The organism is Chelativorans xinjiangensis, from assembly GCF_009812055.1.
GTDB lineage: Bacteria > Pseudomonadota > Alphaproteobacteria > Rhizobiales > Rhizobiaceae > Chelativorans > Chelativorans xinjiangense.
In genome coordinates, this window is the sequence record NZ_WQNH01000040.1 from 1 (window position 1) to 24058 (window position 24058).

A 24058-nucleotide genomic window follows, 5' to 3' on the forward strand; every position below is an offset into this window, starting at 1 on the left:
GGGGGAGATTGTGCTGGCCGCTTGCTTCGGCGCCATCCCTGCAATGCTTGCGATTGGCGAAAACCGCCATGACGGCCAATCTCCCCCCTTGCGGGGGAGATGTCCGGCAGGACAGAGGGGGGCGCGAAGGGGCGCCCGCGTCTCCATACCCAGCCAACCATGTCTCACCGCCCCCGCAACCCCGCAACCAACGTCACAAGCTCCGGAAACGCGATCAACAGCCCGATGATGACGATGTCGGCCACGATGAACAGGGCAACGCCGCGGAAGATGTCGCCGAGGCTGGCATATTTGTGCGCCACGTTGCGGATGACGAAGACGTTCATGCCGAGCGGCGGGGTGATCATGCCGACCTCCAGGAGCTTCACCAAGAGAACGCCGAACCAGATCAGGTCGATGGACGCCGCGTTGAGGAGCGGCAGGAGAACCGGCAGGGTGATCAACATGGCGCCGAAGGGCTCCATGAACATGCCGAGGATCAGATAGAGAATGACGATCAGCACCATTAATTCGACATAGCCAAGCTCCCAGGCCGTCAGCGTCGTCGAGATGAAGCCGGCGGTGCCGCTGAGCCCCAGGAAGCGGGTGAACATCACCGCGCCGACGCCGATGATGAAAAGCGAAACCGACGTTCCGACCGTCTCCAGGAGCGCGGTGCGGAAGCGCGCCCATGGGAGCCTGCCGGTGAGCGCGGCGATGACGATCGCGCCGGCAGCGCCGACAGCGCCGGCTTCCGTCGCCGTGAAGGCGCCGCCGAAAAGGCCGCCGAAGACGAGGACGACCAACACCAGGATGGGCCAGACGTCCCGGAGGATATTGCCATCGGCAGCACTTCGCGGTTCTTTCGGCAAGGGGGCGATGTCCGGGCGCAGCTTGGCGGTGAGGAAGATCAAGAGGCAGTAGACGGCTGCCGTCATGACGCCCACCGAGATGCCGCCGAGGAAGACCTTCGTCACCGACTGTTCGGCGAAGACGCCGTAGATGATCATGAGGATGGAGGGCGGGATGAGCGCGCCGATGGTGCCGCCGGCGGCCAGCGTTCCCGTGGCGAAGCTCGGCCGGTAGCCGGCCTTGATCATCTCGGGAATGGCGATGCGCCCCATCGCCGCCGCGCAGGCCAGGCTCGAGCCGGAGACCGAGGCGAAGCCGGTGCAGGCGAGCACGGCGGCCATCCCCAGCCCGCCGGGCAGGCGATGCAGCACCCGGTCGGCGGCGGCAAAGAGCCGCGTCGTCAGCCCGGCATGGAAGGCGACGAACCCCATGAGCAGGAACATCGGCACCGCCGAAAGGGTCCAGCTGGCGACGAAATCGTACGGCGTCGTCGTCAGGATGCCGACGGCCGGCGCGAAGCCAAGCATCAGCCAGATGCCGCCGAAGGAGACCAGGATCAGCGCCACCGCCACCGGTACGCGAAGCGCGAGCAGCAGGAGAAGCACGCCGATGCCGGCGAGGCCGGTGGCAACGCTCACGACGATGCGCCCCCCTCGCCATGCTCGGAAAACGCCGCGCCGTCGGCACTGTCCTCCGTGCCGGTGAGGCAGAGATAGAGCTTGAGAACGGAAACGAGGCTCGCCAGCGCGAAGGCGAGCGGCAGGACGAAATATCCCGGCCACACCGGCACCGCCACGCTGAGCGACAGGACGAAGCTTCCCGAACCGAATTCGCGCATCGCGGCGAACCAGGTCGTGTAGGCGAGAAAGGAGAAGGCGGCGAAGCTGAAGAGATTCACCACCGCCATGTCGATGCGCCCCCACCGGCCCTTGAACAGGCTGGCGAAGACGTCGACGGCGATCATCTCGCCACGCCGCTCCGTCCACGCGAGCGGCAGGAAGGCGATGAGGACCATGTAGTAACGCGACACGATCTCCACCGTCGCTGGCACCGGCCGGCCGAAAAGCTGCCGCCCGACGATATCGGCCGTGACGTGGAGGAGCATGGCGAGCACGCCGGCGGCTGCGATGAGGGCGAGCGCGTCGGTGAGGTGGCGGAGGAGGGTCAGGATGCGGGCGCGCATTGGGGGGTTGGCCCTTTGGAACATTCCGCATTTCGGTGGACACGACCGAATGGCACACGTCGCGTCCACCCCCCTCCGCCTGCCGGCACCTCCCCCACAAGGGGGGAGGAAGGCTGGCCGCTTGCTCCGGTGCTTCTTCTGCAATGCTGGCGATTGGCGAAGGCCGTCGCGACGGCTTTCCTCCCTCCTTGTGGGGGAGGTGCCGGCAGGCAGAGGGGGGTGGTGGCGACCTGTGCCGTCATCTCCGATGTCCAGCGTGTCACCCCCTCACATCCCATAGCTCTCGTAGTCGACCTTGTCCCACACCTCCGCCTGCACCGCCGCCGCGATCGCTTCGGGATCATGCCCGGCGTCCTCGACAATGCCGGTCCACTTCTCCACCAGCTCCCGGAAGCGGGCGATCTTCGCTTCGGCGTCGGCAATACCGTACTGGTTTTCCGCAATGCCCACCGCAGCCTCCAGGTCGTCCTCGACGAACGTCTCTGTCAATTCGACCAGCGCCGCATCCGGCTCGATGAACTCCAGCCCCGCCTCGCGCGCCGCCTCACGCGCCTGATCGGGCCGCTCGAACCCCCAGTTCTGCGTGAAGGCGGTGTTGGCCTTGTTGGCGGCACGCATGAAGCCCTTGCGTTCCTCGGTGCTGAGCGAGCGCCAGGTGTCGCTATTGACCGTGAAGTTGGACGTCGCGTGGTAGGTGCCGAGCGGCAGCTCCACCACGTAGCGCGCAAGGTCCACCAGCCGGTAGGACGTCAGGTCGGAGACCGAGCCCATCGTGCCGTCGATCACGCCCTGCGACATGGTCTCGAAGGTGTCGCTGACGGGCACGTTGGCCGGCACCGCGCCGACATATTCGGCCCAGCGGGCAAAGGGCGCACCGCCGCTCCTCAGGCGCAGCGCCTGAAGGTCGGCCTTCGTGCGCACCGGCTTGGTCGTCAGAAGCACGTAGACATCCGACGAGCCGGCGCCGGCGAACACGCCGCCCATCCTGGCGAACTCCGCCTGGCAATCCTCGCAGGTGGCGACATACTCGGTCATGGCCGCCCCCATCACGTGCGGGTCGCGGCCCAGAAACGCCAGGTCCCCCACGAGAGCCGAGTTCGGCAGGTCGCCCGGATAGTAGAGCGGCAGCACGTTGCCCACCTCGGCCACCGACGATTGGAGAGCGCCCTTCATGCCGCCGATATTGACCACTTCGGTGCCCAGGATGATGCCGGTGAGCGCGCCGTCCGTCTCCTTCGGCAGTTCCTCGGCGAGCGTGGAATAGAGCGGCGTATGAGCGGGGTGGGTCGGCGGGCCGCCGGGCGCCAGCCGCAATTCGCGCGCCTCGATGGTGGCGATGGATGCGCAAAGGCTGGTGGCCAAAGCGACGGCAGTGACAAACGCTTTCATGGCTTCTCCTCCTCTTTTACGCGCTCTCCCCCGAACGCGCTTGCAATCGATGCCGCCTCCTCGCAGCCGTCAGATGTTCAGGAGCCTGCGGGCATTCTCCTTGAGAATTCGCGGCCTCACCTCGGGCTTGATGTCGAGCTTCTCGAAATCGGCAAGCCAGCGGTCCGGCAGGATCGCCGGCCAGTCGGAGCCGAAAAGGACGCGGTCCTTGAGCAGCGAATTGGCGTATTTCACCAGGATCGGCGGGAAGTATTTCGGCGACCAGCCGGAAAGGTCGATCCACACATTGGGCTTGTGGGTGGCGACCGCCAGCGCCTCCTCCTGCCAGGGGAAGGAGGGGTGCGCCATGACGATCCGCATCTGTGGGAAATCGGCCGCCACGTCGTCGAGATGGATCGGGTTGGAGTATTTCAGCCGCATGCCGTTGCCGCCCGCCATGCCCGCCCCCACCCCTGTCTGGCCGGTGTGGAACAGCGCCGGCACACCGGCTTCCGCGATCGCCTCGTAGAGCACGTAGGCGCTGCGGTCGTTGGGGTAAAAGCCCTGCATGGTGGGGTGGAACTTGAAGCCCTTGATGCCGTAGTGCTCCACCAGCCGCCGCGCCTCGCGCGCGCCCATCCTGCCCTTGGCGGGGTCGATCGAAGCGAAGGGGATGAGGATGTCGCTGTGCGCGGCGGCAAGCTCGGCCATCTCCTCGTTGTTGTAGCGGCGAAAGCCCGTCTCGCGCTCCGAATCGACGGGAAAGATCACCGCACCGATCTTGCGCTCGCGGAAATAGGCGGCGGTCTCGGGGACGGTCGGCGGGTGCTTGAAGGGCGAGCGGAAATAGGCGGCCATGCCGGCCTGGAAGTCGTCGTAGCCGTCGTCGGCATGGGTGCCGCACGGCTCCTCGGCGTGGGTGTGGATATCGATGGCGACGAGAGCGTCAGGGTCGAGCATCATGGCCTCCATTCAGCCAGGTTGTCGCACATGGACGGGGACCTTGTTCTGCTTCGCCTGGACCCCCACCCCTCCCCTCAAGGGGGAGGGGGGCGCCAACGCCTCAGAATCCCCCTCCCCCTTGAGGGGAGGGGTGAGGGGTGGGGGTCCGATCAGGGGGCGCGGCATCACAGCGGCGGCCATCCCGACACCTTTCTGAGCAGCGCCAGGAACGTCGCGTGCTCCTCGTCCGACAGCATGGGAAGGGCGCGCCGGTCGGCTTCGTACATGAGCGGCGAGAAGGCTTCGAGCAGCTTGCGGCCCTCTTCCGTCAACCGCAGCTCGACCGAGCGGCGGTCCTGCGGCGGCACGAAACGCTCCACCAGCCCCCGCCCCTCCAGCGAGCGCACCAGCTTGGTCATGTTCGACCATTTTATCTTCAAGACATCGGCCATCGCGCCCTGGCGCACGCCGGGGTTTTCCGCGATGGCGAGAAGGATGGTGAACTCGCCGATCTTGACGTCAGCGCCCTTCAGTTCCGCGAACATGCGCTCGAACGCCGTGAGCTGGGCAATGCGCAGGAGGAACCCGGCGGAGCGCTCGAACTTGCCGAAGGAGAGGCCGGCCTTGCCCTCCTCGATCTCGGCCGCCCCGGCCGGCAGGGTCTGCGCGCCGCTCATGGTCGGGCCTCCGTTCCGGTCGGGATGGCGAGGCGCTCCGCCTTCTTGTCGAGGAAGGCGCGCAGCCGCTCATGAGCCTCCGGCGTTGCCTGGGTGAGCGAGGCGATCATGGATTCGAAGAACAGCCCCTCGTCGTAGCCGCTGTCGTGGATGCGCTGCAGGGCATTGACGATGGCGTAGTTGGAAAGCGGCGCGTTCTTCGCCGCAAGCTTTGCCAACTCCTTCGCCCTGGCGAGCGCCCCGCCGGGCTCGGTCAGGTAGGTGACGATGCCGTAGCGCTCGGCCTCGTCGGCCGAAAGCACGCGGCCGGTCAGCATCATGTCGGTCATCCGCGCCACGCCCATCAGGCGGGCGACGTTCACCGAGCCGCCGCCGCCGACGAAGATGCCGCGCTGGCCCTCCGGCAGGGCGAAACGGGTGTTGGCGTCGGCAACCCGCACATGGCCGGCGGCCGCCAGCTCCAGCCCGCCGCCCACCACCGCGCCGTGGAGCGCGACGAAATAGGGGATGGCACCGCGCTGGATGCGGCTGAAGACGGCGTGCCAGCCGCGCGAGCCGGCGATGCCTTCCATGACCGACTTTTCAACCTGCTCGGAAAGGTCGAGCCCGGCGCAGAAGTGCTCTCCCCTCCCGGCGATCACGGCGGCCCTCGCTTCGCCCGCGGCGCGGTCGACCGCGGCGCCGAGATCGGCCAGCATGGCGTCGCTCATGGCGTTGCGCTTCTGTGGCCGACAGAGCGTCAGGACCGCGATGCCGTCGTCGATCTCGTAATTGACCAGCGCCATTGGCCGGGAGCCTCCGTTCTCATGTCTCGGATCAGTGTTCTTGTTGAAATTGACACTGTTCACTTTTCAATTATTACTAATGACCGAATGCATTCGTTTGTGTCAAGTGAGGCGGCCCCCACTCCGGGCCGGCCGAGCAGGGCTATCGCATATGGGTTCTGAGTCCTTGATGGTACCCCCACCCCTCACCCCTCCCCTCAAGGGGGAGGGGGACGAAGCCGTGCTCGGCCTGCCTCCCTCCCCCTTGAGGGGAGGGATTGAGGGTGGGGGTTCCGGCGAAGCCGGCAAAAATGACTCATATGCGATAGCCCTGGGGCTCCGAGGGAGGACTGTATGAACGAATCCGCGCCGCGGCAGCGCCCCTGGCTCGCGGCCCCGTTTCGTCCCGTGCGGTGCTGGGCGCCCGAGGTAGAGGTCCGGCACGGGCCGGGCGGCGTCCTTTACCTGGAGCAGAAGGCTCCCCTGCCGCCCTATCCCGAGCGCATCGCCGACATGCTGGTCCATTGGGCGGCCCGCGCGCCCGACCGGACGGTGCTGGCAGAGCGCGGCGCGGACGGGGACTGGCGCCGCATAAGCTACGCCGAGGCACTCGCCCATGCCCGGCGCCTCGGCCAGTATCTGATCGACCGCGGCCTCTCCGCTTCCGCCCCGCTGGCCATCCTTTCCGGCAACGACATCGAGCACGCGCTGCTCGGCCTCGCCGCCGTCTATGCCGGCATCCCCTATGCCGCCATCTCGCCCGCCTATTCGCTGGTCTCCACCGATTACACGCGGCTGCGCGGGACCTTCGAGACGATCCGCCCCGCCCTCGTCTTCGCCGCCGATGCCGAACGCTTCGGCCCCGCCATCGAGGCGGTGGCGCCGGGGATAAAGCGCCTCTTCACGAAGGGTGCGCGCAGCCCCGAGGAAGATTTTGCCGAGGCGCTGGCGACCGAGCCGGGTCCCGCGGTCGATGAGGCGTATCGCTCCGTCACCGGCGAGACGATCGCCAAGTTCCTCTTCACCTCGGGCTCCACGGGAACGCCGAAGGCGGTCGTCAACACGAACCGCATGATCTCGTCCAACCAGATCATGAGCCGCGAGACCTTCGCCTATTTCAAGGACGAGCCGCCGCTGCTGCTCGACTGGGCGCCCTGGCACCACACGGCCGGCGGCAACAAGCTCTTCTACATGCCGATCTTCAACGGCGGCACGCTCCATATCGACGACGGCCGCCCCACGCAGGCCGACATCGGCAGGACGGTGCGCAACCTCAAGGAGGTTTCGCCGACCTGGTATTTCAACGTCCCCAAGGGCTTCGAGGCGCTGATCCCGCATCTTCAGGCCGACGCCGCCTTGCGCGAGAGCTTCTTCAAGGACCTGAAGCTCCTGTGGTACGCCGGCGCCGGCATGGCGCAGCACACCTGGGACGCGCTGGAGCGGCTTGCAGTCGAAACCACCGGCCGGCGCATCGTCATCGCCACCGGGCTCGGCGCCACCGAGACGGCACCGGCGGCGCTCATGTGCACCTGGCCGCAGGAGAAGGCCGGCAATGTCGGCCTGCCCTGCCCCGGCGTGTCGCTCAAGCTGGTGCCGCTCGACGGCAAGCTCGATGCGCGCGTGAAGGGGCCGAACATCACGCCGGGCTACTGGAACGCGCCGGCTTTGACGGCGGAAGCCTTCGACGAGGAGGGCTACTACCGCTTCGGCGATGCGCTGCGCTTTGCCGATCCGGACGACATGCAGGCCGGCTTCTTCTTCGACGGCCGCACGGCGGAGAACTTCAAGCTCGACACCGGCACCTGGGTCAGCACCGGCGCCTTGCGCACCCGCTTCATCGACCATTTCGGCGCGGCGGTCCGCGATGTCGCCATCGCCGGCGCCGACCGCCCCTACCTCGCCGCCCTCGTCTTCCCCGACCTGGGCGTCCTCGCAAAGCTTGCCGCTCCCGGCACACCGAAGGAGGCGCGAAGCCTCGCCGCGGACGAGAACGTGCGCGCCCATCTGCGCGAGAAGCTGAAAGGCCTCGCCGCGACCAGCACCGGCTCCTCGACGCTGATCCGCAGGATGATCCTCGTCGATCCCCCTCCCTCCATGGACAGGGGCGAGATGACCGACAAGGGCTCGATCAACCAGCGCGCCGTGCTGCGCAGCCGAAGCGAATGGGTGGAGGAGGTTTATTCGGACAGCGGGCGGGTGATTGGTATCGGGGAATAGAACACTCTGCTGTTGGGTGGGTTCGCCAAATGGATATGATGACACTCCTTCGCGCCCCCCTCTGCCCTGCCGGGCATCTCCCCCACACGGGGGGAGATTGGCTGTCACGACGACTTTCGCCAATCGCCGAGGCAGAACAGGCGCCGGAGCAACCGGCCAGCGCAATCTCCCCCCGTGTGGGGGAGATGCCCGGCAGGGCAGAGGGGGGCGCGAAAGGGCGCCGGCATATCCATTTGGCCGGCCCCACCAAAAGCACCACCCCTACCCCCGCGCCGCCTCCCGCAACGCGTCGACGAAATCGCGCTGCAGCGCCGTCGGCTGCCAGTCGCTGCGCGCGGTCATGCCGATGGGCCGCTCCGACTGCGGCAGCGCGAAGGGGATGACCTTGAGGAGGCCCGCCTTCTCGTCGTACTCGATCTGCTGGCGCGAAAGGATCGTCAGGCGGTCCGTCTGCATGAGGATGCCGCGCACGGCGATCAGCGAGCCGGTGACGACCGCCCCGTTCCACCGCCACTGCGGCGGGAAGTTTTCGGCAAGCGCGTTGAAGATCGCCCGCGTCGGCGTCCCCTGGCGCGGCAGCACCCAGGGGTAGCCGGCCAGGTCCTCGTAGGTGACCGTCCGTTTGTGCACCAGCGGATGGTCGGCGCGGCCGATGATCGACACCCCGTCGCTGAACAACGTCTCCTCCACCAGGCCCTTCCCCACGGCACCGCGCCGCAGGGCGCCGACGAGAAGGTCGATCTTGCCGATCAGGAGCGCGCGGATCAGGCTGTCATAGTCGCCGTCGAGGATCTCGACCGTCGCCCGCGGGCGCGAGGCGCACAGCCTGGCAATGGCGCTCGGGATGATCCTGGTGCGCACCAGCGGCAGCGTGCCGACGATGACGCGGCCGTCGAAGGTGCCTTCATATTCGCGCACTTCCTCCAGCGCGCTCTCGAACTCCCTGAGGATCAGATGCGCATGGCTGGCGAGCGTCAAACCGGCCGGCGTCAGGTGGAGTGCGCGATAGGCGCCGTCGAACAGGGGAACCCCGCCGATGCGCTCCACCTGGCGCGCCGCGCGCTGCACCGAAGGCTCCGCCTGGCCGAGAAGCCGCGCCGCGCCCTGGAACGTGCCGGCCTCGGCGAAGGCGGCGAGCGCGCGCAGCTGGGTGCTCGTCGCATGCACCTCCAGGAGATCGACCGCCAGCCCCTTGCCGATGCGCGACTGCCGCGCAAGGCTCACGCTCGCCGCGCGCAGAAGCTCCAGGCTCCGCCGGGCGCGCCGGGCGAGGATGGCGCCGCGCTCGGTGGGAAAGACGCCGGCGCCCTGCCGGTCGAGCAGCGGGCCGCCGAACAGCTTCTCGAGCCGGGAGATCGCCTGCGAGGCGGCCGGCTGCGAGATGTGCACCTTCTCGGCGGCCCTCGAAAGGGAGGAGGAGGCGATTGCGGCGTCGAACAGCCGGACATGGCGCAGGTTGGGTTGCGTCTGCATGCCGTACTCTACGACAGCAGGCGTCTCATCGGAATGTGCCGAAGTCATCGACGACATGCTATGCCTTCCGCTCGTAATCGGCAGAGAGAAAGCGCTCCGTCGCGCCCCCCTCTGTCCTGCCGGACATCTCCCCCACACGGGGGGAGATTGCGCCGGCCGCCTGCTCCGACCCCTATTCCGGGAGGGGGACTGGCGAAAGCCGGTGCGACGGCCAATCTCCCCCCGTGTGGGGGAGATGTCCCGCAGGACAGAGGGGGGCGCGACGGGGCGCCAAGTTTTCCGCCTGCCCGCTTTTCGCTCCCGCTCGCCCCACTCCACTCAGGGAAAAACAACCCCATCCGCAAGCTTCCGCGCCGTCCTCAAGACGCCGGCCGATTGCACCTTCCCATCCTCGCCGAGATTGGCGATAACGGTGAACTCACCCGTCGGGTGTTCCACCGACATGGATTTCGTGCGCCCTTCCGGCACCTTCGCGTGCCGCGCCGCCGGCCCCTCGGGCAGCAGGCAGGCGGTGGCCACGCTGACGGCGCCGAGAACGCCGATAGCCGCATGGCAGCGATGCGGAATGAAGGTACGGGTGGAGATCGCCCCGCCATGGCGCGGCGGGCTCACCAGCGTCATCTTCGGCACGGACTTTTCCTTCACGTCGCCGAGGTTCATCATCGGCCCCGCCTCGAGGCGGATGGCCTCGAGGCGGGCCTTCAGCGCCGCATTCGCCTCCAGTTCTGCCGGCGTCTCGTCGCCCCTGATGCCGAAGTCCGCCGCGTCGAGCACGACGCAGGGCATGCCGTTGTCGATCAGCGTGACCTCCACGCCGCCGACCGTGTCGACTTCCCTGCCCGACGGCAGAAGCGCCCCGCAGGTGGAGCCGGCGGTGTCCTCGAAGACGATGGGAATGGGCGCCGCCGCGCCGGGCACGCCGTCGATGCGCGCCTCGCCCATATAGTTGACCCTGCCGCCGGGTGTGGCGACCGTGGCGACTGCGACCTGGCCGGTGTTCTCCATAAAGATGCGCACCTCGGTCTCCTCCGACCGCGCCTTCACCAGCCCGCGCTCGATGGCGAAGGGCCCGACGGCGGCCAGGATGTTGCCGCAGTTCTGGCTGTCGGTGACGATCGCCTGGTCGACGAAGACCTGCAGGAACAGGTAGTCCACATCGACGCCTTCCCGCTCCGACCGCCGAACCACGGCGACCTTGGACGTCAGCGGATCGGCTCCGCCGAGGCCGTCGATCTGGCGCGGGTCGGGCGAGCCCATGATGCGCAGGAGCATGGCGTCGCGCATCTTCGCATCCTGCGGCAGGTCGGCGGCGAGGAAATAGCCGCCCTTCGACGTGCCGCCCCGCATCCACATGGCGCGAATACCCTCAGACATATTTGAGACCCTTCTCCTTCAGCCGTTCGCGCATGCCGTAGATATCGAGGCCGAGCTCGCCGGCGGCGAGCCGCTTGCGCTTGGCCTCCTCGTTCGCCATGCGCGCCTCGGCAGCCTTCAGGACATCGCCGGCGGCCTCGCGGCGGACGACGCAAACGCCGTCGTCGTCGGCGACGATCACATCACCCGGATTGACGAGAGCGCCGGCGCAGACCACCGGCACGTTGACCGAGCCCGGCGTCTCCTTGACGGTGCCCTGCGCGCAAACGTGGTGCGACCAGATGGGGAAGCCCATCTTCGTCAGATCGGCGACATCGCGCACGCCAGCGTCGATCACCAGCCCCCTGCAGCCGCGCGCCATCGCAGAGGTGGCGAGAAGGTCTCCGAAATAGCCGGCATCCGATGGCGAGGTGGGCGCCAGCACGAGGATATCCCCGTCCTTGAGCTGCTCGATGGCGACATGCACCATCCAGTTGTCGCCCGGAGGCGCGGAGATCGTCACCGCCGAGCCGGCAATGCGCGCACCGGGATAGATCGGCCGCATATAGGAGGCGAGGAGCCCGCTGCGCCCTTGCGCCTCGTGCACGGTCGCCACGCCGCATTCGGCCAGCCCGGCGATGACTTCCGGGTCGGCCCGCTCGATATTCTCAACGACGATGCCCATCACAACTGATCCACGGTTCTCGGGAAGATCGACTGGAACGCCTCGGCGTATCTGGCGGCGCGCCCGCCCGCCTGCCCGCCGGAGTTGCGGCGGAACTGGTTGGCCCGGTTCTCCGCGACGTTCGTGTAGTAATCCCACAGGTGCTGCTGGCCCTCCATGCACTCGATGGCCGCGCGCTTCTTGTCCCATACCTCGGTGATGTCGAGGATGGTGTCGGGCTTCCAGCCGCATTGCTCCGTCTGATGCGGCTCGAAGAGGTAGAGCTGCGGCGCCCCCAGCACCTTCTCCCCCGGCTTGTGCCCCCAGGCCTGCGCGATCATGCGGCATTCGAGCGCCATCCGCGTCGCATAGGGATGGTCGGTGTTGTACGGGTCGTCGAGCGAGTGCGAGAGCATGAAGGCCGGCTGCACCCGGCGGATCACGTCCACCAGCCGGTCCTTTCCCTGGCGGTCCATCTCCAGCGGATAGTCGCCGAGGTCGAAGAATTCGATCTCGTGTGCGCCAAGCGCCTTCGCCGCGTTCTCCGCCTCCTTGCGCCGCGCTGCCTTGACGCCTTCCAGGCTCGCCCCTTCATCCTTCCAAAGCTTGGCGCTCTCCCCGCGCTCGCCATAGGAGAGGCAGACGACGGTGACGTCGAAACCTTGCTCCTGATGCAGCGCGATGGCGCCGCCGCAGCGCCAGACGAAGTCGGCCGAATGGGCGCTGATCACCAAAACTGTCTTTTCGCTCATGGCTTGGCTCCTAATTTTACAGTTACGATTTACCGCCGCGCCCCTTCGCGCGCCCCCCTGTCCTGAGCTTGTCGAAGGGCCGGACAGAGGGGGCGTGAAGGGGCGCTGACCATTGCTAGGCTTTGTCCGTGCTTGCCTTCACCGGCGGCGTGCCGTGGGTGTGGAACGATTCGATCGTCTTGAGCCCCCAGGCCTGCCCCTTCCTGCGCTCCGCCTCGGTCCAGGTGACGGGCTGCCAGTCCGGCCTGAGGATCAGCCGCGCCCCGGCATTGGCAACCTCCACGCGGTTGCCCGCCGGCTCGTACACATAGAGGAAGAAGGTGCCCTGGATGGCGTGCTTGTGCGGCCCGGTCTCGATGAAGACGCCGTTCTCCAGGAAGATGTCGGCCGCGCGCAGCACGTCCTCGCGGCTGTCGACCGCATAGGTGACGTGGTGGAAGCGGCCGGACATGCCGGAATGGTCTTCGGTATAGGCGATGTCGTAGCTCTTGTTGTTGACCGTGAACCAGCAGCCGCCGAGCCGCCCGTTGTCGAGCTGGATCTGCTCGGTCACGCGGCTGCCCAGCGCCGTGCACATGAAGTCGCGGATGACGGCTATGTCCCGGGCGAGAAGGTTGAGATGGTCGATCCGCCGCACGCACACGCCCCGCCCATGGTAGCGCTGCGCCAGGTTCTTGAGCGCCGGGCGCTCCTCCGGCGGCGCCTCGTAGGGCTTCGTGTCGTAGTAAAGTTCGAAGATGTGGCCGTCCGGATCGGTGAAGCGGTAGGCCCTCCCGTGCCCCAGATCGCCCTCCACCCAGCCGATCCCCCAGCCCATCGCCTCGATCACGGCGACCCGCCGCTCTAGCGCCTCGGGCGAAGAGGTGCGGTAGGCGACGTGGCCGACGCCGGTGTTGTCGGACCGGGTGAGCTTGAGCGTGTGGAACTCGTAGTCGTCCCAGCCGCGCAGATAGGCCGACGCATCGTCGCGGCCGCTCTCGGTCAGCCCGTAGACGTTGACGAAGAAGTCGAGGCTCTCCTCGAACTTGTCCGTCAGCACCTCCACATGGCCAAGATGGGCAACGTCGAAACAGGGTTCGGTCATTTCATCATCTCCCTTTACTTCATTCGGAGAAACATACGTGCCGCCATGTCGCTCCCCTATCCGATCATCGTGTTCGGCAGGAACAGTGCGATCTGCGGGAAAAGGACGAGCAGGATCACCGCGATCAGCATCACGAACCAGAACGGCATGACGCCGGCGAAGATGTCGCGCAGCGGGATATTCGGCGCCACCGACTTGACGATGAAGACGTTGACGCCCACCGGCGGGCTGATCAGCCCCATCTCCAGCGTCAGCACCACCAGCACGCCGAACCAGATGGGATCGAAGCCGAGCCCGACAACGATCGGGAAGAAGATCGGCATCGTCAAAACCAGCATGGCGAAGCCTTCGAGGAAGAGGCCGAGCACGAGATAGCATAGAAGGATGAGCGCCAGGATGCCGGTCGGGCCGATATCGAGGCCGGTCAAAAGCGTTGCCACCTCATGCGGGATCCGGCTCAAGGCGAGGAACGGGTTGAGCAGGTGCGCGGAGATCAGGATCAGCATGACCGTCGCCGTAGTAGTGATGGAATCGCGCACCGCATGGTAGAACGACTTCATCGTCAGCTGGCGCGCCACGACGCTGAAGAGCGTCACCAGCCCGGCCCCCACCGCCGCCGCCTCCACCGGCGAGAAGAAGCCGACATAGATGCCGCCGATGGTCAAAAGCACGATACCGATGATCGGGACGGCGCCCAGGAGGGCGGCCGACTTCTCCCGCAAGCTCCTGTGCGGGCCGCTCGGCCCGTAGCTGGGCCGCAGGATGGACAGCGCCGTGATGAGCAGGATGAACAGGAGCAACAGCATGATGCCCGGCAAAACGCCGGCGAGGAACAGGCGGCCGATCGATTGCTGCGTCAGGATGGCGTAGACCACGAAGCCGGTGGACGGCGGAATGAGGATGCCGAGCGTGCCGCCGGCCGCCACGGCACCCGTCGAAAGCCTGGGGTCGTAGTTGAACCGCTCCATCTCGGCGAGCGACACGCGGCCCATGGTGAGCGCTGAGGCGACCGAGGAGCCGCACAGCGCGGCAAATCCGCCGCAGCCGACGATGGTGGCCGAGGCAAGCCCGCCCCTGATCGAGCCGATGATCGCGTAGGCCGCGTCGTAGAGCCGCCGGCTCATGCCGCTGGCGGTCGCCACGTTGCCCATGAGGATGAAGAGCGGCACCACGATCAGCTCGGCACTGGAGGCCAGCGTGAAGGTCTCGCTGGCGAGGAGGTTGAACGCGTTGGCCGGGCTCGACAGAACCGACACGCCGGCAAGCCCGACGACGAACATGGCGAAGGCGACGGGAATGCGGAGCGCCAGAAGCGCGAACAGCGCGAGGATGCCGATCAGGCCGACCAGGCCCGGGCTCAAAGCACCTCCCTCCCCTGTTCTCCGCCGGCCTCAAGGCCCGCCAGAACGATCTCGGCGGCCCGCAGCGCCATCGTCAGCGCGGTGAGAATGGAAAAGCCGGCCAGCGCCCACTGGAACCACGCCTTGGGCAGGTTGATGATGTTGGTGGACAGGTTGAGCATCAGCGACAGCTGGGCCGACTGGATGATCTTCCAGGCAATGGCCGCGAAGATCGCAGCACCGAGCAGCGCGACGGCGATGTCGATCGCGCGGTTCAGCCGCGGCGGAAAACTGTTCTCGAAGATGTCGACGGCGATGTGCCCCTTGATGCGGTCGCAATAGGCCATGCCGCCGAAGACGATGATCACCATCGACATCTGGCCGATGTCCTGCGCCCCGCGCAGCGGCGCCCCGAAATAGCGGCCGATCACATCGACGAGCACGACACAGGTGACGAGCACCAGCGCCGCGCTGCCGGCCATGCTGGACAGGCCGATCAGCCTGTCCACGTTTGTCCGCAAGAAATCCAGCATCGAACCCGCTCGCTGTAGATTATTGGAACGACGCATCGTGCTTTCCGAAAATCGATCCCGATTTTCGGGCCGATGCGCTGGAGCAATTCCAGGAAAAGTGGACACCGGTTTTCCGTCCGGAATTGCGTAAAATCAAAAGCTTAGATCGTTTCAGCGTTTCCGTGAAACACTGAAACGATCTAGCCGTCAGTTGCCGGTCATGGCCGCCAGCACGTCCTCCGCCCCCATGTCTTCGAGCAGTTTCTCGCGCAGGGGGTCGGCGATCTCGGTGAAGGCGGCGACCTCCTCCTCCGTCAGGTCGATCACCGTGTTGTCCGGGTTGTCGCGCAGCGCCAGCAGCGTGCGCTCGGCCAGGGCGTTCCATCCCTCCTCGCCCTTCTGCGAGAGGCCGCGCCCGGTGTGCTTGTCGAGGATGGCGCGATGCTCCTCGCTCAGGCCCTCATAGCGCGCCTCGTTCATGACCAGGTAGAACATGATGTGGCCGAGCGGCGCGCCGACCGAATAGGAATTCGCCACCTCGTCGAGCTTGAAGTCGTTGACGGCGCTGGCGCCTGTCACGATGCCGTCGATCAGCCCCGTCTGCAGCGCATTGTACATCTCGCCGGCGGGCATCTGCACGGGCGTCGCGCCGAACGCCTCGACAAGCGCGCCCGGCACCGAGCCGGAGACGCGGATGCGCAGGCCTTTCAGATCCTCGGGCGAGCGTATCTCGCGGTCGCGCATGATGAAGATGCTGGGCTCGGAGACCCACAGCGCGAGCGGCCGCGTGCCGGGAAACTCGTCGGACAGATGCTCGTCGAGGGCGTTCCACAGCATGTCGTAGCCGGTCACGCCCTCGGGGATGGCGCCGGGCATCTCGACGATCATCGACTTGGGAAACTGCGAGGACGTATAGCCCGACAGCCCCCAGGTGATGTCGGCGACGCCCTGGACGGCGCGCACATACTGCTCCATCGGGCCGGCGCCCAATTCGCCGCCGGGATGGACCTGGATCGTCAGGTCGCCGCCGCTGTCGGCCTCCACGCCCTTCGACAACGGCTCCACCACCGAGGCGGTGACCACATGCGCGGGCGCCACGAAATGCGCCAGCGACAGCGTCTCGGCGGGCGCCATTGCCGGCGCCGCGATCATGCTTGACGCCAGCATCAGCAAACCGGCGGACTTATTGAAGAAAGCTTTCATCTCATTCTCCTCCCTCATGCCAAAAGGACCGCCGGCGCCGATACCGGCACGGGCCCGATGACGAACGCAATGGTTAGGCCCGGCCCCGGCTCCAGGCCAATTCGAAGTCGGTTCGCGGCATAAGTTTTTGCTATAATTGTGTTTGAAGGGATGGCCTTGGCGCCCCTTCACGCCCCCCCCTCTGTCCTGCCGGACATCTCCCCCACACGGGGGGAGATCAGCCGTCATGCTCGTTTTCGCCAATCGCCAGCCTTGCAGAAGAGGCGCCGGAGCAAGCGGCCAGGGTAATCTCCCCCCGTGTGGGGGAGATGTCCGGCAGGACAGAGGGGGGCGCGAAGGGGCGCCGTCATCTCCATTGGCCGAACGCCCAAGGCGATGTTCATGGCATGCTCTCCCACCGATGCATGGCATCTCACAGACCCGATTGCCTGAATGATCGGCCTATGCCGGAACATCGAAACACCACCAGCGATCGATGCCAAGCAAACGTTAGCAGTGAGCCCTCGCGGAAGCCCCTGCCCCGCACCTCAGCTCATCGGCCCGCCTTCCGCGCGCCAGCCCTTGCCGACATACACCTTGCGCGCAGCCTCGGCATAGGGAACGGGGCTGACGATGGCGCGGATCTCCGTCCGCGTATGAGGCTCGACGGCGGGCTTCCTCGTACCGCCCCCTTCCTCGCCCCAGACGAAGGTGACCTCCGTGCCCGGCTCGGCATATTCGGTGTCGAGGATGGCCAGCGTCAGCATCCTGCGCTCGTTCGAACTGTAGCCGATCCAGGTGGAGATACCGATCGTCTTTCCGCCGGCGGTCACCTTGTCGAAGGGGTGCATGGAATAGACGGCCGACGGGAACTCCATGAACTTGGCGCGGCCTTCGCCCTTCTCGAATTGCGAGGCGATGGCGCGCATCACGTCCTCGTTCTCCAGCGCCAGCGTCACCTTCTTGCGGTGCGGCCCCCCGGCCTTCTTCTCCAGCGCCTCGCGGCCGATGAAGTCGTGGTCGAACTTCACGACATGGCCGTAGCCGAGGTCCCAGGGGGTCAGGTAATAGTCCTCGATATCGTCGGAGGCGAAGCTGCCGCCGATCGAGGCCTTGGCCTCGTAGCCGTCGTCGGGCAGCCACTTGCGGTAGGGCTTCATCGCCTCGCCCGTGTAGATCGCCGGCAGCGGCGACGGGATCCAGCCCGATTCCAGCGTGTTGGACGAGTAGGCCCGCCCGCCCACCTGCAAGAGGCCGAACTCCTCTCCCGCCGCGACGATCGCCTCGCGCACCGCCTCCCCGTCCGCCCACGGCCCGAAAAACTCGAACCCGGGCTGGCCGGCCATGCCATGGCGCAGCGCCCGCACCTTCCTGCCGGCGATCTCGACCGGCGCCATATTGAAGAATTTGACGTCCGGCGCCGGCCCTCCCAGCACCTTCTCGATGACCTTCATCGCATTCGGCCCCTGCACCTGGAAGCGGTAGGACTTGCGGTTGAAGGGGTCGGGGCGCGCGGCCGAGCGCTCGTCGAGCTCGGTCTTCACGTCGTAGCCGCCGGTCTCGGCGTTAAAGCGCACCCAGTTGAGCGCCGGAATGCGGCCCACCAGGTTGAACGTGTTCTCGGCCAGGTAGAACAGGATGACATCGCCGATCACATAGCCGTCGGGACTGCATGGGATGAACTGCTTGGCCTTGTCGACGGCGAAATTGGCGAAGCTGTTGATGCCGAGACGGGAGATGAGCTTGAGCGCGTCCGGCCCTTCCACGGCAAGGTCGGCCATGTGGTAGGACTGGTTGAAGAGCACGCAGGTGTTCTGCCACGCCGCCTGCTCGTCGCGCCAGTTGGTGAACTCGGCCGGCACGCCGGGATAGACGTTGGGTCCCGTTATCTGATTGCGGAGGAGCTCGACGGGATTGCGGCAATCCTGGAGCAGATCCTCGAGGCTACGTTTCGACATCGGCCTTCCTCCCTTTACCGGTATCCATTGGGCTTCATGGATATGAAGTACATATATATGAAAACAGCCGAGCCGCCTCCTTGTCAAGACCTGCACCCCTCGTCACCACCCCCCTCCGCCTGCCGGCACCTCCCCACAAGGGGGAGGAAAGCCGTCGCCAGCGTTGCAGAAGAAGCGCCGGAGCAAGCGGCCAGCCTTCCTCCCCCCTTGTGGGGGGAGGTGCCGGCAGGCGGAAGGGGGTGGTGGCGACGGGAGCCATCATCTCCCTTTGCCGACTCCCACCTGGAAAACAGACCGCCCTACGCCGTCTCCCGCCCCCACCCGTCCATCTCATCCACAATCCGGACGATCTCGTCGGCGATCCTTCTCTCGGTGAGATGGTCGAAGCGCGGCGAGGGGATCGCCACGCTGAGGCTGTATCGGCCGTCGAGCGCCACGCCGATGCCCATGACGCCGATCGTATGCTCCTCGCGCGATAGGGCGTATCCGCGGTCCGCGGTGCGCTTCAGGTCCTCCCGCAGGCTTTCCTCGTCGACCAGCGTATAGGGCGTGAAGCGCGCGCACGGCATGGCCGCCAGGCATTCGTCGAGTTGATCCGGCGGGAGTGCCGCCAGGAGCGCCTTGCCGGAGGCGAAGCTGTGCAGCGGCACGCGCATGCCCTTTTGCGGCGTGAACCGCAGCGGGTGGGCGGAAAGCTCCACATCCACCACCTCCACGTCGTTGCCGCGCCGGATGAAGAGGGACGAGGTCTCGCCCGTCGAGCGGGTGACGGCGCGCAGGATCGCCGCCCGCCGCTCGGCAAGCGTCGGCGGGGCGCCGGAGGCAAGCCGCGCGAGCGCCGGGCCGATCACATAGGCCCGATCAGTGCCGGGCAAAAGCCAGTGCCGGCTGACCAGTGTCGTCAAAAGGTAGGAAAGGCTGCTTTCGGGAATGCCGGTGGCACGGCTGATCTCGCGCGCCGTCGCCGATCCTGAGCGCGAGACCTGCTCGACGATGTCCATGGCGCGGGCGGCGGACTTGACAGAGGCTGGCTGTTTGTCTTTCATCATCATGTAGCTTCAAATATGTGAAATTCGGAATCCCGTCAATTCGGCATGTCGGGGGGCGAGGCCGGGAGGACGGGCAAAGGAGAATGCGTTCGCCGCACCCCACGGGCGTTAGCAAGCCCGGAACGGAGGTGACGCTCACCTGGGGCGAGGAAGGTGGCGGCACCCCGCGCCCGGTGGTCGAGAGGCATGTCCAGACGGAGATCCGCGCGACGGTGGCGTGTGCCCGTATTCGGCGGTGGCGCGGGAGGCGTATCGGGTTTGAGGCAGGATTGCGGGTCGCGGCTGACCTCTCCGGAGGCGATGGGGCGGAAGCGGAAAGCTCAGGGCAGAGGGGGGCGCGAAGGGGCGCTGAGCCAGCCAGAAAGCTTGCGCCAAGCCAATGCACCTCGCCCTACCCCCGCGAAAGATACACACCCGCCAGATAGGCCGCCTTCGCCGGCACGGGCAGCACCCTTCCAACCAGCGCCTGCCGCTCCGGCGTATAGTGATCCTCGCCGTGCAGCATGTTGACCGTCCCCACCAGCGCGTCGCCCAGCACCACGGGCAGGTTGATGACCGAGCCGCAGCCCAGCGCGCCGATCAGCGCGTAGTCGGGAAAGATCCTGGCGATATCGGCCAGCTTGTTGGCGACGAACATGCGCCGCGCGTCGTGCACCTCTTCGAACCAGCGGTCCTGGCGGACAGGCTTCGTGCCGGAGGAAGGATAGCTGTTCGGGTCGCTCGTATAGGCGCGGCGGACAAGCCCCCTCTCCATCTCCACCGTCGTGAAAGTGAAGAGCTTGGCGCCGACGAGCGCCTGGGTGAGCGCGAAAAGCGCTGCAAAGGGCGCCTCCGGCTCCTTGGCAAGTGAGAGCGCCTGGTCGAATGCGGCGAGCGCGCCGTCGATATCCGTCATTATGAAATGTCCCGATCTATGCTGGTTGAAGAGTGCCGCCGCTGGCGGCATAGAGTTCGCGCGAATAGGGGTCGGCAAGCCTCCCCGTCTTCAGCGCCTCGACATGCGCCACCTCGACGATGCGGCCATGCCGCATGACGGCCAGCCGGTCGCAGAGGAAGGAGACGACGGGCAGGTTGTGGGTGACGAGAAGATAGGTCAGCCCCTCGGCCCGGCGCAATTTCTTCAACAGGTTGAGGATTTCCGCCTGCACCGAGACGTCGAGCGCCGAGGTCGGCTCGTCGAGAAGCAGGATGCGCGGCTCCAGCATCAGCGCGCGGGCGATGGCCACACGTTGCCGCTGCCCGCCGGAAAGCTGGTGCGGATAGCGGAAGCGGAAACGCCGGTCGAGGCCGACCGCCGCAAGCGCCGCCTTCACCCTCTCGTCGCGCCCGCCGACGCCATGCACGGCGAGCGGCTCGGCCAGGCAGTCGTCCACCGTCTTGCGCGGATGCAGCGAGCCGTAGGGGTCCTGGAACACCATCTGGCAGGTTTTCGCAAAGCCGCGGTCGGGCCGGTGCGCGCGCGGATTGCCGAGAACTGAGATCTCCCCCGTCCATTCCGGCGCCAGCCCGGTGATCGCCTTGAGGATGGTCGATTTGCCCGAGCCGCTCTCGCCGACGAGCGCGAAGCTCTCCCCCTCGGCAACGGTGAGCGACACGTCGTGCACGACCCTTGCCGGCCCGTAGGCGATATCGAGACGGGCAAGTTCGATGGCGTTCATGTGGCCGCCCATGCGGTTCTGTCGAGCACCGGCAGTTCCTCCCGGTCCTCGTCCATGCGCGGCATGGCGGCAAGCAGCCCGCGCGTATAGGGGTGTCTCGCCTTGTCGAGATCGCGCGCCGCGCATTCCTCGACGATGGCCCCGCCGTTCATCACCAGGATGCGGTCGCAATAGCGCGCCACGAGGCCCAAATCATGGCTGATGAGGATCAGCCCCATGCCGTTCCTCCTCACCAATTCATCGATGATGTCGAGCACCTGCGCCTGCACCGACACGTCGAGCGCCGAGGTCGGCTCGTCGGCGATCAAAAGGTCGGGCTCCGGGATCAGCATCATGGCGATCATCACCCGCTGCCCCATGCCGCCCGACACCTCGTGCGGGTAAAGGTCCGCCACCCGCTCCGGCTCGTTGATGCGCACCGCTTCGAGCATCTCCAGCACCCGCGCGCGCAATTGGCGCCGCGGCATCGGCCGGTGCGTCTGCAGCGCCTCGCCGATCTGCTCGCCCACCGTCATCACCGGATTGAGCGAGAACTTCGGGTCCTGCATGACCATGGAGATGCGCGCCCCGCGCAATTCCCGCATCCGCCGCTCGCGCAGCCCCATGAGATCGATGCCGTCGAACACCATCTCGTCCGCCGTCACCCGCCCGGGCGGGCGGATGAGCTTGAGGATCGAGCGCCCGGTCATCGACTTGCCGGACCCGCTCTCGCCGACGATCCCCAGCCGCTCGCGCCCAAGTGAGAAGGAGATGCCGCGCACCACCTCCACCGGCCCCTTCGGCGTCGGAAAGGTGACGGTGAGGTTCTTGATGGTAAGGAGCGGCGCCGTCATCTCCCGTCCCTCTGCTTGGGGTCGAGCACGTCGCGCAACCCGTCGCCCAGAAAGCAGAAGCCGAGGCTGACGGCGATGATGGCGAAGCCCGGCATGGTGGCGACCCACCACTGGTCGAGGATGAAGTTGCGCCCGCTGGAGATCATGGCGCCCCACTCGGGCAGCGGCGGCTGCGCGCCGAGGCCGAGGAAGCCCAGCCCCGCCGCCGTCAGGATGATGCCGGCCATGTCGAGCGTGACGCGGATGATGGTGGAGGAGGCGCACAGCGGCAGCACGTGGCGCAGGATGACGCGCACCGAGGAGGCGCCCTGCAGCTGAACGGCTGCGATGAATTCGGAATCGCGGAACGTGATGGTCTCGGCACGCGCGATGCGGGCATAGACGGGCCAGGCGGTAATCGCGATGGCGATGATGGCGTTCTCGATGCCCGGCCCCAGCGCCGCCACGAAGGCGAGCGCCAGGATAAGCTTGGGCATGGAGAGAAAGATATCCGTGACACCCATCAGCACACGGTCCGTCCAGCCGCCGAAATAGCCGGAGACCGCGCCGACGAGAAGCCCGATGGGCGCGGAGATGACGGCCACCATGGTGACGATCATGAGCGTGATGCGCGAACCGTAGACGACACGCGAGAAGATGTCGCGGCCAAGCTCGTCCGTGCCCATCCAGTGAAGGGCCGATGGCGGCGCCAGCCGGTTGGCAAGGTCCTGCCCGATGGCCGAATGGGGCGCGATCCACGGCGCGAAGACGGCCATCACGATCAGCACCACGATGATGAGCGCGCCGGCCACCGCCAGCGGATTGCGCATGAGGGCGGAAAAGCTGCGCCAGGCGCGCCCGAGGCTCGCCTGCAGGCGCGAGGACGGGGAATCATCGAGAAGCCAGTCGCGCACCGCACTCATCGCCGCGCCCTCGGATCGAGTATGCGGTAGAGCACGTCGGAAACCTTGTTGATGAGAATGAAGACGGAGCCGATCACCAGCGTGGCGCCCAGCACGGCGTTCATGTCGGCGTTCAGAAGCGCCACCGTCAGATACCGGCCGATGCCGGGCCAGGAAAAGACCGTCTCGATCATCACCGAGCCTTCGAGAAGGCTCGCATAGGAAAGCCCGATCACGGTGATGAGCTGGATGCGGATCGGATAGAAGGCATGGCGCCAGATCACCCGCCGCTCCGGCACGCCCTTCACGCGCGCTGTTGTCACGTATTCCTGGGAAAGCTGGTCGAGCATGAAGGAGCGCGTCATGCGGGCGATATAGGCGAGGCTGAAGAAGCCGAGGATCGAGGCCGGCAGCAGAAGGTGGCTCGCCGCGTTCCAGAAGACTTCCCATTCGCCGGCCATCAGGCTGTCGATCAGGTAGATGCCCGTCACCGGCTCCACCAGGCCCTCATAGAAGATGTCGATGCGCCCCGGTCCCGCCACCCAGCCGAGCCCGGCATAGAAGACGGCAAGCCCCACCAGCCCCAGCCAGAAAGCCGGCACGGAATAGCCGAGCAGGCCCAGGACGCGGATCACCTGATCGGCCCAGCTTCCCTGCCGCCTCGCCGCCGTCACGCCCATCGGCACGCCGAGCGCAACGCCGATCAGGATGCCCACCGTCGCCATCTCCAGCGTGGCGGGAAAGAAGCGGCCGAGATCGTCGACCACCGCCCTGCCCGTGGAGATGGACTGGCCGAGATTTCCCGTGAGCACGTCGCCGACATAGGAGAAGAACTGCACGAGGAGCGGCCGGTCGAGCCCCATCCGCTCGCGCGCCGCCTCATAGACCGCCGCCGTCGCCCGGTCGCCGACCACGGCCAGAACCGGGTCGATAGGCACCACGCGGCCGATGAAGAAGGTGATGGCCAGAAGCCCGAGAAAGGTCGCCGCCACCACCAGCACGAAGCGGGCGATGCCCGCCACCCCCCGCGCCGCCTGCCCAGCCATGACGCCGGCGCTCATACGCGCGCTGCTGTCTGCCGGTGATGGTTCGAACGCCACGGAACGGCCTCTCAATGGGACGGGTTCAGGGAGAATAAAGCATATGCTTGCAGCCTCGGCTCCCCTTTGCGCCCCCCTCTGTCCTGCCGGACATCTCCCCCACATGGGGGGAGATTGGCCGTCGCATATGGTTTCGCCAACCACCAGCGTTGCAGGAAAGGCGCCGGAGCAAGCGGCCAGCCAATCTCCCCCCGTGTGGGGGAGATGTCCGGCAGGACAGAGGGGGGCGCGAAGGGG

22 protein-coding genes are annotated in these 24058 nt (G+C 66.7%); 1 reads left to right on the top strand and 21 read right to left on the bottom strand.

Annotated elements, in window-relative coordinates; translation table 11 throughout:
• Positions 1 to 164 precede the first annotated feature (164 nt).
• From GM910_RS20110 to GM910_RS20135, 6 genes are all read right to left on the bottom strand, one after another.
• Positions 165 to 1469: a TRAP transporter large permease gene (locus GM910_RS20110; protein WP_159590533.1), complete on the bottom strand. Its 1305-nt coding sequence runs from the start codon at positions 1467 to 1469 to the stop codon at positions 165 to 167.
• Entirely contained in the window at positions 1466 to 2014 is a 549-nt protein-coding gene (locus tag GM910_RS20115) for a TRAP transporter small permease (RefSeq protein ID WP_159590535.1), read from the bottom strand. The genes GM910_RS20110 and GM910_RS20115 overlap by 4 nt, the downstream gene beginning before the upstream one ends.
• A 267-nt stretch (positions 2015 to 2281) precedes the next feature.
• Positions 2282 to 3403, bottom strand: coding sequence for a C4-dicarboxylate TRAP transporter substrate-binding protein (locus tag GM910_RS20120; protein ID WP_159590537.1), 1122 nt, complete (start codon positions 3401 to 3403; stop codon positions 2282 to 2284).
• A gap of 69 nt (positions 3404 to 3472) precedes the next feature.
• Positions 3473 to 4342 carry an amidohydrolase family protein gene (locus tag GM910_RS20125; RefSeq protein ID WP_159590539.1) on the bottom strand — a complete coding sequence of 290 codons (870 nt, stop codon included), beginning with the start codon at positions 4340 to 4342 and terminating at the stop codon, positions 3473 to 3475.
• A 167-nt stretch (positions 4343 to 4509) separates the two neighbouring features.
• A complete protein-coding gene (locus GM910_RS20130) occupies positions 4510 to 5001 on the bottom strand; it encodes a MarR family winged helix-turn-helix transcriptional regulator (RefSeq protein ID WP_159590541.1) in 492 nt (163 codons plus the stop codon).
• Positions 4998 to 5786 (bottom strand): crotonase/enoyl-CoA hydratase family protein, encoded by a 789-nt coding sequence (locus tag GM910_RS20135; protein WP_159590543.1) that lies wholly within the window; start codon positions 5784 to 5786, stop codon positions 4998 to 5000. Before GM910_RS20135 ends, GM910_RS20130 begins: the two co-directional genes overlap by 4 nt.
• 333 nt (positions 5787 to 6119) lie before the next feature.
• Here GM910_RS20135 and GM910_RS20140 point away from each other — a divergent pair, with 333 nt between their 5' ends.
• Positions 6120 to 7982, top strand: a complete 1863-nt coding sequence (locus GM910_RS20140; protein WP_159590545.1) for a feruloyl-CoA synthase — start codon at positions 6120 to 6122, stop codon at positions 7980 to 7982.
• 261 nt (positions 7983 to 8243) lie between these two features.
• Here the strand turns inward: GM910_RS20140 and GM910_RS20145 are convergent, their stop codons facing one another.
• The 15 genes from GM910_RS20145 to GM910_RS20215 all read right to left on the bottom strand — a co-directional run bounded on the left by GM910_RS20145 (position 8244) and on the right by GM910_RS20215 (position 23767).
• Positions 8244 to 9512: a LysR family transcriptional regulator gene (locus GM910_RS20145; protein WP_246226239.1), complete on the bottom strand. Its 1269-nt coding sequence runs from the start codon at positions 9510 to 9512 to the stop codon at positions 8244 to 8246.
• 261 nt (positions 9513 to 9773) lie between these two features.
• Positions 9774 to 10829 carry a 4-oxalomesaconate tautomerase gene (locus GM910_RS20150; protein WP_159590547.1) on the bottom strand — a complete coding sequence of 352 codons (1056 nt, stop codon included), beginning with the start codon at positions 10827 to 10829 and terminating at the stop codon, positions 9774 to 9776.
• Complete coding sequence (locus GM910_RS20155) at positions 10822 to 11493, bottom strand: 4-carboxy-4-hydroxy-2-oxoadipate aldolase/oxaloacetate decarboxylase (protein ID WP_159590549.1); 672 nt, start codon at positions 11491 to 11493, stop codon at positions 10822 to 10824. The genes GM910_RS20150 and GM910_RS20155 overlap by 8 nt, the downstream gene beginning before the upstream one ends.
• Positions 11493 to 12224 carry a PIG-L deacetylase family protein gene (locus GM910_RS20160; protein ID WP_159590551.1) on the bottom strand — a complete coding sequence of 244 codons (732 nt, stop codon included), beginning with the start codon at positions 12222 to 12224 and terminating at the stop codon, positions 11493 to 11495. Before GM910_RS20160 ends, GM910_RS20155 begins: the two co-directional genes overlap by 1 nt.
• A gap of 115 nt (positions 12225 to 12339) precedes the next feature.
• Entirely contained in the window at positions 12340 to 13308 is a 969-nt protein-coding gene (locus tag GM910_RS20165) for a catechol 2,3-dioxygenase (protein WP_159590553.1), read from the bottom strand.
• A gap of 56 nt (positions 13309 to 13364) precedes the next feature.
• Entirely contained in the window at positions 13365 to 14669 is a 1305-nt protein-coding gene (locus GM910_RS20170; protein WP_159590555.1) for a TRAP transporter large permease, read from the bottom strand.
• Positions 14666 to 15181: a TRAP transporter small permease gene (locus GM910_RS20175; protein WP_159590557.1), complete on the bottom strand. Its 516-nt coding sequence runs from the start codon at positions 15179 to 15181 to the stop codon at positions 14666 to 14668. Before GM910_RS20175 ends, GM910_RS20170 begins: the two co-directional genes overlap by 4 nt.
• A gap of 186 nt (positions 15182 to 15367) precedes the next feature.
• On the bottom strand, positions 15368 to 16363 hold the full coding sequence (locus tag GM910_RS20180) for a TRAP transporter substrate-binding protein (RefSeq protein WP_159590559.1): 996 nt from the start codon (positions 16361 to 16363) through the stop codon (positions 15368 to 15370).
• A gap of 527 nt (positions 16364 to 16890) precedes the next feature.
• Positions 16891 to 18300: a syringate O-demethylase gene (gene desA, locus GM910_RS20185; RefSeq protein WP_159590561.1), complete on the bottom strand. Its 1410-nt coding sequence runs from the start codon at positions 18298 to 18300 to the stop codon at positions 16891 to 16893.
• 299 nt (positions 18301 to 18599) lie between these two features.
• A complete protein-coding gene (locus GM910_RS20190) occupies positions 18600 to 19349 on the bottom strand; it encodes an IclR family transcriptional regulator (RefSeq protein ID WP_159590563.1) in 750 nt (249 codons plus the stop codon).
• A 391-nt stretch (positions 19350 to 19740) separates the two neighbouring features.
• Positions 19741 to 20244 (bottom strand): GAF domain-containing protein, encoded by a 504-nt coding sequence (locus tag GM910_RS20195; RefSeq protein ID WP_159590565.1) that lies wholly within the window; start codon positions 20242 to 20244, stop codon positions 19741 to 19743.
• Positions 20245 to 20260: 16 nt separating this feature from the next.
• Positions 20261 to 21007 (bottom strand): ABC transporter ATP-binding protein, encoded by a 747-nt coding sequence (locus GM910_RS20200; RefSeq protein ID WP_159590567.1) that lies wholly within the window; start codon positions 21005 to 21007, stop codon positions 20261 to 20263.
• The gene (locus GM910_RS20205) at positions 21004 to 21840 is read right to left on the bottom strand and encodes an ABC transporter ATP-binding protein (RefSeq protein ID WP_159590569.1); all 837 of its coding nucleotides are present in this window, start codon (positions 21838 to 21840) and stop codon (positions 21004 to 21006) included. The genes GM910_RS20200 and GM910_RS20205 overlap by 4 nt, the downstream gene beginning before the upstream one ends.
• Positions 21837 to 22742, bottom strand: coding sequence for an ABC transporter permease (locus GM910_RS20210; protein WP_159590571.1), 906 nt, complete (start codon positions 22740 to 22742; stop codon positions 21837 to 21839). The genes GM910_RS20205 and GM910_RS20210 overlap by 4 nt, the downstream gene beginning before the upstream one ends.
• Positions 22739 to 23767: an ABC transporter permease gene (locus tag GM910_RS20215; RefSeq protein WP_246226243.1), complete on the bottom strand. Its 1029-nt coding sequence runs from the start codon at positions 23765 to 23767 to the stop codon at positions 22739 to 22741. The genes GM910_RS20210 and GM910_RS20215 overlap by 4 nt, the downstream gene beginning before the upstream one ends.
• Positions 23768 to 24058: the final 291 nt, after the last annotated feature.

Bases quoted from the DNA above. Each gene is read 5' to 3' on its own strand.
- GM910_RS20115 (WP_159590535.1), bottom strand. From the start codon at position 2,014: ATGCGCGCCCGCATCCTGACCCTCCTCCGCCACCTCACCGACGCGCTC.
- GM910_RS20120 (WP_159590537.1), bottom strand. From the start codon at position 3,403: ATGAAAGCGTTTGTCACTGCCGTCGCTTTGGCCACCAGCCTTTGCGCA.
- GM910_RS20125 (WP_159590539.1), bottom strand. From the start codon at position 4,342: ATGCTCGACCCTGACGCTCTCGTCGCCATCGATATCCACACCCACGCC.
- GM910_RS20130 (WP_159590541.1), bottom strand. From the start codon at position 5,001: ATGAGCGGCGCGCAGACCCTGCCGGCCGGGGCGGCCGAGATCGAGGAG.
- GM910_RS20135 (WP_159590543.1), bottom strand. From the start codon at position 5,786: ATGGCGCTGGTCAATTACGAGATCGACGACGGCATCGCGGTCCTGACG.
- GM910_RS20140 (WP_159590545.1), top strand. From the start codon at position 6,120: ATGAACGAATCCGCGCCGCGGCAGCGCCCCTGGCTCGCGGCCCCGTTT.
- GM910_RS20145 (WP_246226239.1), bottom strand. From the start codon at position 9,512: ATGTCGTCGATGACTTCGGCACATTCCGATGAGACGCCTGCTGTCGTA.
- GM910_RS20150 (WP_159590547.1), bottom strand. From the start codon at position 10,829: ATGTCTGAGGGTATTCGCGCCATGTGGATGCGGGGCGGCACGTCGAAG.
- GM910_RS20155 (WP_159590549.1), bottom strand. From the start codon at position 11,493: ATGGGCATCGTCGTTGAGAATATCGAGCGGGCCGACCCGGAAGTCATC.
- GM910_RS20160 (WP_159590551.1), bottom strand. From the start codon at position 12,224: ATGAGCGAAAAGACAGTTTTGGTGATCAGCGCCCATTCGGCCGACTTC.
- GM910_RS20165 (WP_159590553.1), bottom strand. From the start codon at position 13,308: ATGACCGAACCCTGTTTCGACGTTGCCCATCTTGGCCATGTGGAGGTG.
- GM910_RS20175 (WP_159590557.1), bottom strand. From the start codon at position 15,181: ATGCTGGATTTCTTGCGGACAAACGTGGACAGGCTGATCGGCCTGTCC.
- GM910_RS20180 (WP_159590559.1), bottom strand. From the start codon at position 16,363: ATGAAAGCTTTCTTCAATAAGTCCGCCGGTTTGCTGATGCTGGCGTCA.
- desA (WP_159590561.1), bottom strand. From the start codon at position 18,300: ATGTCGAAACGTAGCCTCGAGGATCTGCTCCAGGATTGCCGCAATCCC.
- GM910_RS20190 (WP_159590563.1), bottom strand. From the start codon at position 19,349: ATGATGAAAGACAAACAGCCAGCCTCTGTCAAGTCCGCCGCCCGCGCC.
- GM910_RS20195 (WP_159590565.1), bottom strand. From the start codon at position 20,244: ATGACGGATATCGACGGCGCGCTCGCCGCATTCGACCAGGCGCTCTCA.
- GM910_RS20200 (WP_159590567.1), bottom strand. From the start codon at position 21,007: ATGAACGCCATCGAACTTGCCCGTCTCGATATCGCCTACGGGCCGGCA.
- GM910_RS20205 (WP_159590569.1), bottom strand. From the start codon at position 21,840: ATGACGGCGCCGCTCCTTACCATCAAGAACCTCACCGTCACCTTTCCG.
- GM910_RS20210 (WP_159590571.1), bottom strand. From the start codon at position 22,742: ATGAGTGCGGTGCGCGACTGGCTTCTCGATGATTCCCCGTCCTCGCGC.
- GM910_RS20215 (WP_246226243.1), bottom strand. From the start codon at position 23,767: ATGGCTGGGCAGGCGGCGCGGGGGGTGGCGGGCATCGCCCGCTTCGTG.